This window comes from Streptomyces sp. NPDC048590, from assembly GCF_043199535.1.
Classification (GTDB): domain Bacteria; phylum Actinomycetota; class Actinomycetes; order Streptomycetales; family Streptomycetaceae; genus Streptomyces.
Genome location: NZ_JBICWC010000015.1, coordinates 1 through 13,050, shown reverse-complemented (window position 1 = coordinate 13,050; position 13,050 = coordinate 1). Strand labels below are relative to the sequence as shown.

Genomic DNA, 13,050 nt, shown 5'->3' with positions numbered 1-13,050 from the left:
CGGTCGGGCAGGACCGCGGTACGACGGTGCAGCCGTCGGTGCGCGCAACAAGAGGGCCGGCCTGCCCTCGGCGATGGCCGCCCTCACGGGAACGGAGCCGACGGGACAAGGAGGGACACGCCGCCCCGTCCGCTCGGTCAACCGCAGAGGACGCTCACGCGCCGCGAGGTGTGCCGTCCCGGAGCATCACACGTCGCTCGCGGACGGCACCAGGAGGATCTCCGGTTCCCCCGCTTCCGCACCTGCCGACCCCCGTTCGTGTACTGCCGGGTTAACAGCCGTTGCACAGAACGACCTTGATGCTCGTTCCCCAGGTCGTGAAGCTTGACCGGGAGGGCAGGCCCCGAAGCGACGCGGCCGAGTCTCCGGCCCCTACGCCACCGGGACGACCGGAAATTCGGGCACGGCGCGGAACGTACCGCCCTCGGAGAACCGAACGCCTGAGGCCATGATCCCTGCCTTGCGACGCTCATTTCCGCCCGTCCACGGGCTTACGAGAAACCCGACAGGAGCACGCTGAAATGTCCCTCATTCATTCCACCGAAGGCCGCCCGGAGCTGCAGAGGATCATCGACAGCATGATCGGAAAAGGCTTCACAGGGGTGGCCCTGCGAGTGAACGACGAGAAGGGCGAGTGGGCGGGCAGCGCCGGGTCGAGTCAGCTGGGCGAGGCGGCGAAGCCACCGGTGGAGGGGCATATCCGGATCGGCAGCAACACCAAGACGTTCGCCGCCACCGTGGTACTGCAGTTGGTGGCCGAGGGCGCGATAGGACTGGACGCCCCTGCCACCGGCTATCTCCCCGCCTTGAGGCTGGACCCGAGGATCACCGTCCGGATGCTGCTGCAGCACACGAGCGGGATCTTCAACTTCACGGGTGAGTACTACGAGGACGGGACGTTCACACCGGGAATCCCTGCCACGACCGCGGGCAGGGAGTGGGTGGAGAACCGTTTCCGGACCTACCCGACGGAGGAACTCGTGCGGCTGGCCCTGTCCAAACCGGCACGGTTCGAGCCTGGCACCGACTGGAGTTACTCCAACACCAACTACGCGCTGCTCAGACTGCTCGTCGAAGAGGTCACCGGCAACTCGCTCGCCGAGGAGATGGAGCGGCTGATCCTGCGCCCGCTCGGGTTGACGGGCACCTCGCTGCCGGGCACGGAGACCGGCATCGCGGAGCCGCACGCACACGCCTACTACCGGTACGAGGAGGACGGCGGTGGGCAGACGACGGTCGATGTCACCCGGCAGAACCCCTCCTGGATCTCCACCGGGGGCGACATGATTTCGACCACCCGGGACCTTCACACCTTCATCTCCGCGCTGACGGGCGGCAAGCTCCTCCCGGACGCCCTCCTTGCCGAGATGTGCAAGCCCGAGGCGAAGGCCGGTTACGGTCTCGGCGTCTTCGTTCAGGACACGGGCGAGGACGGAGGCAAGGTGATCACCCACAACGGCGGAATGGCGGGCCACGCGGCGCTGATGTACAGCACCCCCGACGGGGCCAGTACCTTGACCGCCGCGCTCAACTACGTCGACGATGCCGCGTTGTCCATGGCCCAGGCCTTCCAGGAAGCGACCCAGTTGCTCGTCCGGGAGGTTTTCGCCGCCGACCCGGCCACCGCGGCCACGCGCGATCTCGTCGAACAGGAATGATCGGCCCCGGCCCCGAGCACTCTCCGCACGGGGGCCGCCCCTCGACAGGTTCGGCGGTGGTATCCCTGAGGGCTGTCCCGCCGGGTCTTGGTGAGTCACGCCGTCCTCGCCGCTCCGTCCGATGGCCGACCCGCCTGGCCGAGGGATCTCCTGTCGCATGACCATCCCGACTTCGTCGTACTCGAGTCCGGTCCCGTCCTCGGGTTCTGGTCGAGGTCACTTCCTGGCAGAGGAAGCCGAACCAGTCGCGCAGCCTCACAGTTCCAGGAGCACCGGGACAGGTGCCGGGCCGGGCGAGAACTCGTATACCCGTGCCGCCGATCCGGGAGGTGGCCCTCCCGTCCGGACCAGCCGTTTACTCATCGCCCATGACCGCGAAACGACACCGATACACGCCCCGCCTAACGTCCGACACCTGCTTACGAGATGAGGGGTGCGGCGGATGTGGACGAACCGGCGGTCGTTTCTGGGACTCGCGACGGCAGCGGGCGCGGGGGCACTGGTCGCCTCAGGCGGAACTCCGGCAGCCGCGGCGACCAGGGCCGGCCGGAAGCCCGCACCTGACGCCGCCGTGTCCGAGGAGCCCGATCCCACGGTGTGGCGTGAGTTCGGCGACCCGTTGGTGCGCCCGACGCGATTCGGCCCGCTGGCCGGACTGACCGTGGCCGTCAAGGACCTGTTCGCCGTCGAGGGGCACCGGGTGGGCGCGGGAAATCCCGCATGGCTGGCCGGGAGTCGCCCCGAGAGCACCAGCGCCTCGGCGGTTGCGGAGTTGCTCGCGGCAGGCGCCGCCGTGGCCGGGATCGCCCGTACCGACGAGTTCGCCTACAGCCTGGCGGGCACGAACGGCCACTACGGTACGCCGCCCAACCCGGCTGCCCCGGAACGCATTTCGGGTGGCTCGACCTCGGGTCCCGCCAGTGCCGTCTCACTGGGCCAGGCCGATATCGGGCTCGGCACCGACACCGGAGGCTCGATCCGCATCCCCTCCTCCTACCAGGGCCTCTACGGAATCCGCCCGAGCCACGGCGCGGTGTCCACCGAGGGGCTGCTGCCGCTCGCGCCGTCCTTCGACACGGTCGGCTGGATCACCCGTGACGCCAGGACGCTGCGCGCCGCGGGGCGGGTTCTGCTGCCCCGCGGCGGCGGCCGGGCTCCGTCGGGGGTCGTACTGGCGCAGGAGATCATCGACGTGGCCTCGCCGGAGGTCGCCGCCTCGGTGCGCCGGGCGGTGGCAGGCTGGCGCGGCGCCGGACTGCCACGCGTCCGCGGTGTGCGGTTCGACGCCGACGTGCTGCCCGACTGGGTGCGCGCCTTCCAGACCAAGCAGGGTGTGGAGGCCTGGAGCCGGTGGGGGTCTTGGGTCTCACGGCACTGGGAGTCCCTCAATCCAGACGTCAGGTCCCGCTTCGAGACCGCGTCGAAGTACACACGGGACGATCTCGTCGCGGCCGAGCGTGTCCTGCGCGAGGCGCGGGCCCGCGTCGACGACCTGCTCGGCGACCGGATACTCATCCTCCCGTCCGCGTCCTCGGTGGCCCCGACCCGCGCGGAGGCCGCGCTGGGCGGCCCTGTCATAGAGCAGGCCAGGGCTCAGACCTTCCAGCTGACGTGCCTCGCCGGTCTGTCCGGCCGCTGCGCGGTCAGCATCCCCGTCCGCAGCCGCACCGCCCCCGTAGGCCTGTGCATGGTGGGTCCGCGCGGAAGCGACCGCCACCTCCTCGACCTCGCGGTGCGCGTGGAGGCGGCAGGGCTGTGAGCGTCGGTGTCCGGGGGCGTCACATCCCCCGGGCCTGGGAATATCGGCTCCCGGGGCGACGGTCGGCGGGCAGCCTCGGGACCGGTGCGATCATCCCACATTCTGGACCCCTTAACCGGTAGGTGAGATGGGCATGAGATCGTTACGGCGCCCGCACCGGTCGCGCGGCCTTGCCACGAGGGGACCTGTGCCGCCTTGCGGGACCGTCGGCCTGTCCGTCGACGGCCGCTCACCGCCCTCGTGGGAAAGCCCCAAAGATGCACGCTCCCACCGCCGGGCCCGATCAGGCCCCGTCGCAGTCCCCCACCGACGCCGCGCCGGCCAATTCACGGTCCCGTGTACTGATCGCCAGCCTCATCGGCACGACGATCGAGTTCTACGACTTCTACGTCTACGCGACCGCCGCTGTCCTGGTCTTCCCGAAGCTCTTCTTCCCCAGCAGCGACGCGACCACGGCCCTGCTCTCCTCCTTCGCGGTCTTCGGCGCGGCGATGGTCGCCCGCCCCATCGGCGCGATCGTCTTCGGTCACCTCGGCGACCGTCTCGGCCGCAAGGGCACGCTGGTCGCCTCACTGCTCACGATGGGCATCGCCACCTTCCTCATCGGCGTGCTGCCGACGTACGCGCAAGCGGGCTGGGTCGCGACCGCGCTCCTGGTGCTGATGCGGCTCGCCCAGGGCTTCGCCCTCGGCGGAGAGTGGAGCGGTGCGGCCCTGGTCGCCACCGAGAACGCACCCACCGGTAAGCGCGCTCTGTGGGGCACCTTCCCGCAGTTGGGTGCTCCGCTCGGGTTCATCATCGGCAACGGCCTCTTCCTGATCATCGGCGCGCTGCTGCCCTCCGCGGCCGGCGCCGACCCCTCACAGCCTTCCGACGCCTTCCAGAGCTGGGGCTGGCGGATCCCGTTCCTGTTCTCGGCCGTGATGGTCGCGATCGGCCTGTGGGTGCGCATGCGCCTGGTCGAGTCGCAGGTCTTCGCGAAGACGCAGGAGACCGGCAAGGTCCGCAAGCTCCCGCTGGCCACCGTCTTCCGCCATCACTGGAAGCAACTGGTTCTCGGCAGCTTCGCGATGCTGGCGACGTACGTCCTCTTCTATCTGATGACCACGTTCTCGCTGAGCTACGGCCGCACCGCCGAGGACGCGGACGTCCCGGGCCTCGGCTACAGCTACACCACGTTCGTGCTGATGTTGATCTTCGGCGTGCTGTTCTTCGCCGCGTTCACTCTGATCTCCGGGCCGCTCGCCGACAAGTACGGCCGCCGCAGGACGCTTGCCTGGGTCACCGCCGGCATCATCGTCTTCGGCCTGGTCTGGGTGCCGCTGATCAACCTGGGCACACTCGGCGTTGTCCTGTGGCTGGTTCTCGGCTTCACGCTGATGGGCTCGACATTCGGCCCGATGGGCGCGATGCTCCCGGAACTCTTCCCGACCAGCGTCCGCTACACGGGCTCGGGCATCGCCTACAACGTCAGTTCCATCCTCGGCGCGGCCGTCGCCCCGTTCGTCGCGGTCGCCCTCTGGGAGGCCGGTGACGGGTCCCCGTGGCTGGTCGGCGTCTACCTCTCCGTCATGGCGGTCCTCACCCTGACCGCCCTGCTCATCGGCAAGGAGACGAAGGACATCGCCCTGGACGAGGGCGAGGCCCCGGCGGCCCCCGCCCCGTCCGGGACGTCCGCCTGAGGCGGACCCGGTGCCGCGCCGCGCTGGGAGTCGCGGGCCCTCTCGACCGGGCCGACAGCGCTGCGTGCCAGCCCACCTGACCCAGACGTCGTCGTGCCGCAGTTGGTCCCGCCTCGGCTCCGGGACCGCACGGCCTTCGGCCTGGTGGTTCTCCTCCCGCACCGCCGGAAGCGGACGGATCACCGGTGGCTGCCCTGCAGGGCAGCCACCGGTGATTTCCGTGTCGGGCTCGCACCCGGAGCCCGGCGAATTCTTGGCAGTACTACGGACTCCCTGGGGCCACCAGCCCCGAGGAGACCTGGGTCGCATTCCCGGGATCGGCGACCGCCGGCCGATCCCGGACCGCACCACGGGCCACCGGGGCACGCCGTCGGCCGGTGGGCCGAGTTCGTGGCTGGTCCCGCTACTACTGCCCCCCGGGCACCTTCCGCTCATGAGTGGTCATCATCAGCTTGCCGGGCCGCACGGTCGCCTGGGCCACGGGTCGCACCACCGCGTGGTGCGACGGGAGGTCGAATCGCACTCGCCGGATGATGGTCGCGACCGCGGTGACCAGCTCGGTGAGGGCGAACCGGTCTCCGATGCACTTGTGCTTGCCCGCCCCGAAGGGAAGAAACGCACCAGGGATGATCGCATCCACCTGCGCAGCGTCCAGCCACCGGTCCGGGTCGAAGGTGAGGGGGGCCGGGAAGAGTGCGGGGTCGCGGTGCAGGGCGTGCTGACAGTAGGCGAGTTCCGTGTCGGCGGGGATGGACCACGGCCCCAGCCGGGTCGGGGTGACGGTGCGGCGGGTGATGTCGGCCTCCGCACCCATGAGATCGACGTAGTGGGCGATCTTCGGTCGGCCGAACGCCGGTTGGAGTTGGCGCCGCTTGCGGACGTGTTCCTGGCCTGCGGCCGTGACCACGGAGTCGCCGAGCAACTGGCCCATCTTCTCGAAGAACCGGCCCTTGTCGAGACTGGGGCCGAGGTCGGTCAGCATGGTGCGGATCAGTTCGGGGTCCTGAACGATCAACGTACGGGTGCCGGGCGGAGGGTTATCTCGACCAGCGGGCCGTAGTCGGCCCTGAGCGAGGCGATGAAACCGAGGTTGTCGCGTATGAGCTGTATCGCGTGACCCAGCAGCGGCAGTGATCCTGCTGCCCTGGGTATGGGGGGAGGCGCTACGAGCGTCATGGGGGCATGCTCCTTGCGAGTCGATCTTGGGCGCCCTATGGCTTCCCTGATCGCTCCCGGAGGCAATCCGGCCCCCAGAGTGGTCTATGCCACTCCGAAAGGTGTTTCGCCGCGTACCCGACAGGGCATTCGCCGGCCCTCGGCAGGAGGCTTCAGGACTGCTCGGGACTCAGGGCCCGCGAGAGCACTCGGCCTGCGGACCGGCGATCCCCTGGCGGAGTCACCCGACAGCCGCGGAAGGCGACGAACCGATGCGCAGACGTCAAGCATCGTGTCCGCCCCTTGCCGGGAGGCCGTGCGGACTGCTCTTGTGTACCCGTAGGTAACAGACGGGTGCGCCTTCGGACCGGGAACCATCCTGGCCTGGAGATCCAGCAGGAGAGCGGGAGCCGAGTGGAGCCGATGGTGGGACAGGACCGACAGGACACGCTCCCTCACGGCCTGGCCGATGCGATTCGCGCGACAGCTTCGGACATAGCGGAGATCCTGCGTGGCGCCCCCGGCACCACGGGGCCGGTGCCACGCTCGCAGTGGAACGTGGGAGAGGCCGCGGCTCACCTTGCTCAGGCCAACGAGCTGATGGCCGACATCGCAGCCGGACACTCGCGTAGCCATGGGGATGGAACCCCGCAGAGCCTGGCCGAGGCCAACGCGCGAGCGCTCGCGTCGTTCGGGGAACGCGACGCGGAACCCCTGGCCGCGATGATCGTGGAACAGGCGGAGGCATATCTCGGCGCCGCGGCGGAGCGTCCCTCCCACGAGACGCTGATGACGCCGCTGGGCCCGATGACCCGCGCGGTACTGGGCTCGTACCTCCTGACGCACATGCTGGGCCACGGCTACGACCTGGCCCGGGCCCTGAAGCGCCCGCACATGGTCGACCGGGCGAGAGCGGTTCTGACCCTGCCGTTCATGACCGGGGTCATGCCCCGGGTCACCGACGCGAAGACCACCGTCGGTCTCACCGCCCGCTATAGCGTCCGCCTTTGGGGTGGCGACCACTTCGGAGTGACATTCACCGACGGCAGAGCGACGGTCGGCAGCCGGGTGCCGGAGCGAGCGGACTGCACCATCTCCATCGAGCCGGCGACATTCCTGCTGATGGCTCTCGGCCGGTGCGCCCCGGCCAACGCGATCGCCAGAGGCCGTGTGTACGTCTGGGGTCGCAAACCCTGGATCGGCCCGCGGTTCCCCACGTACTTCAAGGCGCCGTAGAGCCCGCGCGACAAGATCAGGAGGCCGGAGCGGGGCTGCGTGAGTCCGACGTCGACCCCACCGTGGACGAGCCGGCCCGTTCCGGTGAAGTGCCGTGTCAGGGTAGTACCCTCACAGGCCTGCCGCGCCCGCGCCGTGACGCGTTCGGGTCTTCCCCGCCGTCGCCCCGTCGGAGCTGAGCGGGAACAGCCGGTCCGGTCGGAACCGTTGTGTCCGAGGGACCGGCGCCACGAGGGTGGACGTCCCGGTCCTGACACGATCGATCCTGGACGAGCAGCGCCCATCGCGCGTTCGGACAGACGCACTTCTACTGGAGAACCGATTCATGACTGACCGGCCTTTGACGCTCATGGCAGTGCACGCCCACCCCGACGACGAGGCCACCAGCACCGGCGGGATCCTCGCGCGGTACGCGGCCGAAGGCATCCGCACCGTTCTCGTGACGTGTACCGACGGCGGGTGCGGTGACGGACCGGGAGGCGTCAAGCCGGGCGACCCCGGGCACGATCCGGCGGCCGTCGCCGCCATGCGCCGCCAGGAACTCGAGGTGAGCTGCGAAGCCCTGAAGATCAGCGACCTGGAGACCCTGGACTACGCGGACTCCGGGATGATGGGCTGGCCCAGCAACGACGCCGCCGACGCGTTCTGGCAGACCCCCGTGGAGGAAGGCGCTGCCCGATTGGCCGCTCTCATGCGGCATTACCGGCCCGATGTGGTCGTCACCTACGACGAGAACGGCTTCTACGGCCACCCCGACCACATCCAGGCCCATCGCATCACGATGGCGGCTGTCGAGATGTCCGGGCTCGCGCCGAAGGTGTACTGGACGACGATGCCCCGTTCGATGATGGGACGGTTCGGCGAGATCATGCGCGAGTTCCATGAAGACATGCCCGAGCCGGATCCCGTCGAGGCCGCCGCGATGGCCGAGATCGGCCTTCCCGACGACGAGATCACCACCTGGGTGGACACCACCGAGTTCAGCGGGCAGAAGTACGACGCGCTGGCCGCGCACGCCAGTCAGGGCGAGAACATCTTCTTCCTCAGGATGGGCAAGGAGCGCTTCGCCGAGTTCATGGGCATGGAGACCTTCGTACGCGTCCAGGACCCGACCGGCGCGCCCGTACCCGAGAAGGATCTCTTCACCGGCCTGCGCTGACCGACCCGCCGGGCCTGCGCCGATCCGCTCCTCGGCTCAGGCCTCCGCCCGGCGGAATGAAGAAGGTCGGCACGGTAGCGGAGCGTGCGGTCGGTGGTTCCGGTATGCGTGGGTTCAGTGCTTGGCCCCCGTTGCGCGTGGCGTCCTGCTCACCGACCTCTCGCAGGTGAGTATGTGGGGACCCAGTTCGATTCCCCCACCGAGGCGATGCGATGCCTGACCGTGCCGACCACGTCCGCCGGCGGGACATCTCTCCGAGACGTCCCCTGCGGCGCCGACCGACGGAGCAGTCGCTGTTCAGCTGCATCTACGGCCTGGTGCTGGCCAGCGCACTGGTGGCCGCGTTGGACGCGACCGGCGACCAGGCTGATCCAGGACCTGACGCACTGTGGGTGGTTCTCACCGCTCTGGCGGCCGGCGCCGCACATGGATACGCGCACGTCATCGCCCTGCGTGCGTCCGCGGACGGAAGAGCGGCCTCGAGCAGACTGCGGTTGGTGCTCGCCGAATGGCCGCTGGTCGCCGCCACACTGCCCACCGTGGCGATGCTGCTCGCCGCAGTGGCCGGGTGGTGGTCGGAAGCCGCCGCCGTGGACACCGCCCTGCTGTTCAACACGGCCGCACTGTTCTGCTGGGGCGCCTGGGCCGCCCGCGTCTCCGGGTACGCATGGCCGTCCGCCTGCCGAGCAGGTGCCATGGACATGCTGATCGGCCTGCTGATCATCATCGCGGACACCCTGATCGACTAGGTGTATTGATCACGAGCGTTGTTGACACGGGGGTCTTGCTCAAAGGCGAAGACCTCCGGTGTGGTGGAGCTGTCTAGGAACGCACCACACGGAGGTCTTCGTGTCCCACCGTAATGCCCGGCTGACGGTCTTCGGGAGGCGCCTGCTGGTCGAACGTGTCGCGTCCGGCCGTCCGGTCGCCCATGTCGCTGCAGAGATGGGCATCTCGCGGGCGACCGCCCATAAATGGGTGCGGCGGTGGCGGGCCGAGGGCGAGGCGGGCCTGGCCGACCGCTCCAGCATGCCGTTGACGACACCGCACCGCACTGCGGCCGCGATCGAGGCCCGTGTCTGCGACCTGCGCAGGTCCCGCAAGCTCGGACCCGCACGGATCGGCCCGGTCCTCGGTCTGCCCGCCTCCACCGTCCACCGGATACTGACCCGGCACGGGCTGAACCGTCTCGCCTGGATGGACCGCCCCACCGGCTCGGTGATCCGCCGCTACGAACGCGAGCGCCCCGGCGAGCTCGTCCACGTCGACGTCAAGAAACTGGGCCGGATACCCGAGGGCGGCGGCCACAAGGTGCACGGCCGCGAAGCCGGCCGCCCCATCCGGGGCATGGGCTTCGGACGTGATCACGATCGACATGGGCTTTTGGCCCTGCTCGACGGCCAGGTGCAGCTTGGTGGTGAACCCGCCACGCGCGCGTCCCAGCCCGTGATCACCGAGCTCGATGAAGTGACACCGCCCGGCGGCTCCTTCTGCGGATCACCCTGCGTCCGGGCCCCAGCCGCATGCGGTTCACCGACGACGAATTACTTGAGTCAGTGTTCAGCCCGGCCACGAGGCCTGAGGACGTGCTGACGGTGGGAAAGGTGAGGAAGAGGATGGAGAATGGAAACGATCGGCAAGCCTCCTGATCGAAGCTGCGATGAGGAATGCCCTCACCGGAGAAGGCAAAATTGCGTGGGACACGCCTGTCCAGATCGGGGGGTGGGAGCATTGGCTCGGCTGATCTGGCGGCTGTTCAGGCGGTCCGGCAGTGCCGCCGCTTCCGTTGACGCGGCTGACGTAGTGACTGCCTTACTGATGGCAGGGTTGCTGGAGATTCGGTCACTGGCGAGGCAGGCTCCGGCCGAGAACGGTCTGCCTGACAAGGAAGCCGTGTTGGCGCGTGTCCTGATGATCTCAGAGGTCTGTCACAGCCTTCCGGCAACTGCTGACAGCTCCCGAGCCCTGCGTGAGCGCCGAGCCGCACATGCGCTGGCCTGGAGGTACTCGTGCTCGGATGCTGATGCCAAGCAGTGGATACGGGAGAGCCTGCAGGACCGAGGCCAAGAGTATGTGCAGGCCCTAGACGTGGTGTTGAAGGCCGGTAGCTAGAAGAGTTGCTGTCGGCGCGAGTGGTAGCCAATGGGGGCGAAGGCAGTGAAGCTGAACAGAACCATCGCTCGCTACGGCCGCGTCGACCTCCTCTGCATCGACGAACTCGGCTACAAGGAACTCGACCGGCACGGCGTCGAACTCCTCTTCCAGGTCCTGACGGAACGCGAGGAGAAAAACAGCGTCGCCATCGCCTCCAACGAGTCGTTCGGCGGCTGGACCAAGACCTTCACCGACCCCCGCCTCTGCGCGGCCATCGTCGACCGCCTCACCTTCAACGGCACGATCATCGAGACCGGCACCGACTCCTACCGCCTCGCCGGCACACGGGCCCGAGCAGAAGAGCCTGCTGCGGCCAGCTGACTCCTGCGGGTTCCGACTCGACGGCCCGCCGCACTCACGGGCGGGGGGCGTCCCCATCTGGCAGTCACGGACGTATGGTCTGGCCCTGCACTGTTCCTTCCACGGCCTCCACATACGCACGGGCTACCTCGGAGACGGGAGTGCCCTCAGCCGAGTCCGCCCCCATGCCTTCCAGAGACTCCTTGATCCATCCGGGGCTGATGAGATTGATGCGCAGGCTCCGCGGCAGCTCACCAGCCACGTTGCCGACAAAGCCCTCCAGACCAGAGTTGATGAGAGCACCCAGCGACCCGCCAGCAAGCGGAGCGGAGAAGGTGCCTCCAGTCAGAGTGACGGAACCGCCATCCCGAATATGACGCACGGCTCGCCGGGCCAGCGCAACCTGCCCCAGGAGCTTGCCTCGCACTCCGGCCGCGAACTCGTCATCCGCCGCTGACGCCAAATCCACCAGCGGGCCACTGGCGGCACAGCACACCACCGCGTCGAGGTCCGGCACCTCAGCGAGGAGTGCGTCCAGAGAGGAAGGATCTTCCAGATCCACCTTCACCGGTCCGCTACGCGAGGCCTTCACGACCCTATGAGAACGCTCTAACGCGCTGGCGACAGCACTGCCGATCGTTCCGGTCGCCCCGATAACAAGTACTTTCACGTCATCGATCATGTCAGGGGTGGCACCCCCGAGCGCCCGTATTGGCAAACACGGCCAGACCGACCAACGAGTCAACACCGCGACACGCTTCCGCGTCTCACTGCCGTCTTTTCTCCTGGACACCCACGAGCCTCAAGATCGCCAACTGCTGCCCGAATCGGCAGACGAACGCTGCTACTTGAAGTGAAAGAAGCCAATCGTGATCACGGCAGGCCGGCGCGGGGGCTCGCCGCAGTTCGAGTCCTTGCTGGAGAAGGGCCGCGCGCCCCGAATCGGTCCAGGCCGGCCACGCGTCCGCCCCGATCGAGTGCGTGCTGACAAGGCGTACGCCTCTCGCAAGAACCGCGCCTACCTGCGCCGCCGCGGAATCCGCTGCACCATCCCGGACAAGGCCGCCCAGGCACGTAACCGGCGAAAGCTCGGCGCCTGCGGCGGCCGGCCGCCGCACTTCGATCCGGTCGACTACCGGAAGCCGGTGATCGCCCGCCGAGGCACCGAGCACGGCTCGGGCCTGGGCGCCCAACGCTGGGTCGCGGAGAAGGCCTTCGCTCATCTGCTGGTTCCGCCGCCTGCCTTCCTGGTCCTCGGATGTGCGCTGATCTGCCGGCGCAGACTCGCGGCAGTTCAGCGGCGCCACTCGTAAGCACCGGGCGAAGTCTCCAGAACCTCGCGCGGCCACTCCTGCCGTACCTGGTGGAGCAGCCTCCGCTGATCGTCGATCCATCCCTCTTCAAGGCAGAGTGGGAGGAAGACGTGCACGCCGGAGCCGGTCACGTCCTCAACCCGCACGGCAGAGGTCTCGTGCTCCTCATCGAGCGCCTGGACCCGAATCTCGGGGCTACGGTCGCCGTCGATCCAGACGACGTCATGCCCTGCGGCAAGCACGTCCAGGGCGCGGTCCCAGCCGTCCACGTCCGCAGGGAACAGGCCGAGTGCCAGTCGTCCGCCGACGAAGCCACTCTTGATGAGCACCTCCGCATCAAGAAGGTCGTGCAGCGGGAGCACTCCGGGCATCCGGCGGCCCAGCACCCGGACTCGGAAGCTGTTGTCGCCATCCGAGAGTTGGATCAGGTCCACTGGATTACCTCTGCTCTGCCGTACCCATCGACTGTCACAGCCCATGATGCGAGCCTCAGCTTCTTCGCCACCACCGCATTACTCGGACCTCATTCCGACAGGGGTTCTTAGGGCTTGCCGGGAAACAAGTCGTAGCTTCCATCTGTGGGGCTCGTTGGTCTGGTATGGGGAGACCGGAGGGGATCGGGGCCGTTCTGGCG

11 protein-coding genes and 2 pseudogenes are annotated in these 13,050 nt (G+C 68.5%); 9 read left to right on the top strand and 4 right to left on the bottom strand.

Annotated features, from left to right (window positions below; genetic code table 11):
- Positions 1–521: 521 nt before the first annotated feature.
- The 3 genes from ACGFNN_RS32365 (at position 522) to ACGFNN_RS32355 (ending at position 5,099) form a co-directional block, all read left to right on the top strand.
- Entirely contained in the window at positions 522–1,658 is a 1,137-nt protein-coding gene (locus ACGFNN_RS32365; RefSeq protein ID WP_393561294.1) for a serine hydrolase domain-containing protein, read from the top strand.
- Positions 1,659–2,100: 442 nt separating this feature from the next.
- Complete coding sequence (locus tag ACGFNN_RS32360) at positions 2,101–3,417, top strand: amidase family protein (protein ID WP_393561292.1); 1,317 nt, start codon at positions 2,101–2,103, stop codon at positions 3,415–3,417.
- A 257-nt stretch (positions 3,418–3,674) separates the two neighbouring features.
- Positions 3,675–5,099, top strand: a complete 1,425-nt coding sequence (locus tag ACGFNN_RS32355) for an MFS transporter (RefSeq protein WP_393561291.1) — start codon at positions 3,675–3,677, stop codon at positions 5,097–5,099.
- Between the two features lie 406 nt (positions 5,100–5,505).
- Here the strand turns inward: ACGFNN_RS32355 and ACGFNN_RS32350 are convergent, their stop codons facing one another.
- Both ACGFNN_RS32350 and ACGFNN_RS32345 read right to left on the bottom strand, forming a co-directional pair.
- A complete protein-coding gene (locus ACGFNN_RS32350) occupies positions 5,506–6,114 on the bottom strand; it encodes a cytochrome P450 (RefSeq protein WP_393561289.1) in 609 nt (202 codons plus the stop codon).
- A complete protein-coding gene (locus ACGFNN_RS32345) occupies positions 6,111–6,275 on the bottom strand; it encodes a hypothetical protein (RefSeq protein WP_393561287.1) in 165 nt (54 codons plus the stop codon). Before ACGFNN_RS32345 ends, ACGFNN_RS32350 begins: the two co-directional genes overlap by 4 nt.
- Before the next feature lie 402 nt (positions 6,276–6,677).
- On the opposite strand from ACGFNN_RS32345, the gene ACGFNN_RS32340 reads away from it, so the two are divergent.
- The 5 genes and pseudogenes from ACGFNN_RS32340 to ACGFNN_RS32320 form a co-directional block, all read left to right on the top strand.
- Entirely contained in the window at positions 6,678–7,490 is an 813-nt protein-coding gene (locus ACGFNN_RS32340) for a maleylpyruvate isomerase family mycothiol-dependent enzyme (RefSeq protein ID WP_393561285.1), read from the top strand.
- A gap of 325 nt (positions 7,491–7,815) precedes the next feature.
- The gene (locus ACGFNN_RS32335; RefSeq protein ID WP_393561284.1) at positions 7,816–8,649 is read left to right on the top strand and encodes a PIG-L family deacetylase; all 834 of its coding nucleotides are present in this window, start codon (positions 7,816–7,818) and stop codon (positions 8,647–8,649) included.
- A 212-nt stretch (positions 8,650–8,861) separates the two neighbouring features.
- A complete protein-coding gene (locus ACGFNN_RS32330) occupies positions 8,862–9,398 on the top strand; it encodes a hypothetical protein (protein ID WP_393561283.1) in 537 nt (178 codons plus the stop codon).
- 100 nt (positions 9,399–9,498) lie between these two features.
- Positions 9,499–9,975 (top strand): annotated as a pseudogene (locus tag ACGFNN_RS32325) (helix-turn-helix domain-containing protein); the annotation flags it as partial.
- 834 nt (positions 9,976–10,809) lie between these two features.
- Positions 10,810–11,124 (top strand): annotated as a pseudogene (locus ACGFNN_RS32320) (ATP-binding protein); the annotation flags it as partial.
- A 64-nt stretch (positions 11,125–11,188) separates the two neighbouring features.
- On the opposite strand, the gene ACGFNN_RS32315 reads toward ACGFNN_RS32320, so the two are convergent.
- Positions 11,189–11,773, bottom strand: a complete 585-nt coding sequence (locus tag ACGFNN_RS32315; protein WP_393561440.1) for a short chain dehydrogenase — start codon at positions 11,771–11,773, stop codon at positions 11,189–11,191.
- Positions 11,774–11,972: 199 nt separating this feature from the next.
- Between ACGFNN_RS32315 and ACGFNN_RS32310 the strand changes: the two genes are divergently transcribed.
- A complete protein-coding gene (locus ACGFNN_RS32310; RefSeq protein ID WP_393561282.1) occupies positions 11,973–12,416 on the top strand; it encodes a transposase in 444 nt (147 codons plus the stop codon).
- Here ACGFNN_RS32310 and ACGFNN_RS32305 read toward each other — a convergent pair.
- Positions 12,398–12,850 (bottom strand): DUF5959 family protein, encoded by a 453-nt coding sequence (locus ACGFNN_RS32305; RefSeq protein ID WP_393561281.1) that lies wholly within the window; start codon positions 12,848–12,850, stop codon positions 12,398–12,400. The two genes, ACGFNN_RS32310 and ACGFNN_RS32305, sit on opposite strands and share 19 nt — an antisense overlap.
- Positions 12,851–13,050 lie beyond the last annotated feature (200 nt).

Coding starts and splice junctions, on each gene's coding strand:
- ACGFNN_RS32365 (WP_393561294.1), top strand. CDS start 522: ATGTCCCTCATTCATTCCACCGAAGGCCGCCCGGAGCTGCAGAGGATC.
- ACGFNN_RS32360 (WP_393561292.1), top strand. CDS start 2,101: ATGTGGACGAACCGGCGGTCGTTTCTGGGACTCGCGACGGCAGCGGGC.
- ACGFNN_RS32355 (WP_393561291.1), top strand. CDS start 3,675: ATGCACGCTCCCACCGCCGGGCCCGATCAGGCCCCGTCGCAGTCCCCC.
- ACGFNN_RS32345 (WP_393561287.1), bottom strand. CDS start 6,275: ATGACGCTCGTAGCGCCTCCCCCCATACCCAGGGCAGCAGGATCACTG.
- ACGFNN_RS32340 (WP_393561285.1), top strand. CDS start 6,678: ATGGTGGGACAGGACCGACAGGACACGCTCCCTCACGGCCTGGCCGAT.
- ACGFNN_RS32335 (WP_393561284.1), top strand. CDS start 7,816: ATGACTGACCGGCCTTTGACGCTCATGGCAGTGCACGCCCACCCCGAC.
- ACGFNN_RS32330 (WP_393561283.1), top strand. CDS start 8,862: ATGCCTGACCGTGCCGACCACGTCCGCCGGCGGGACATCTCTCCGAGA.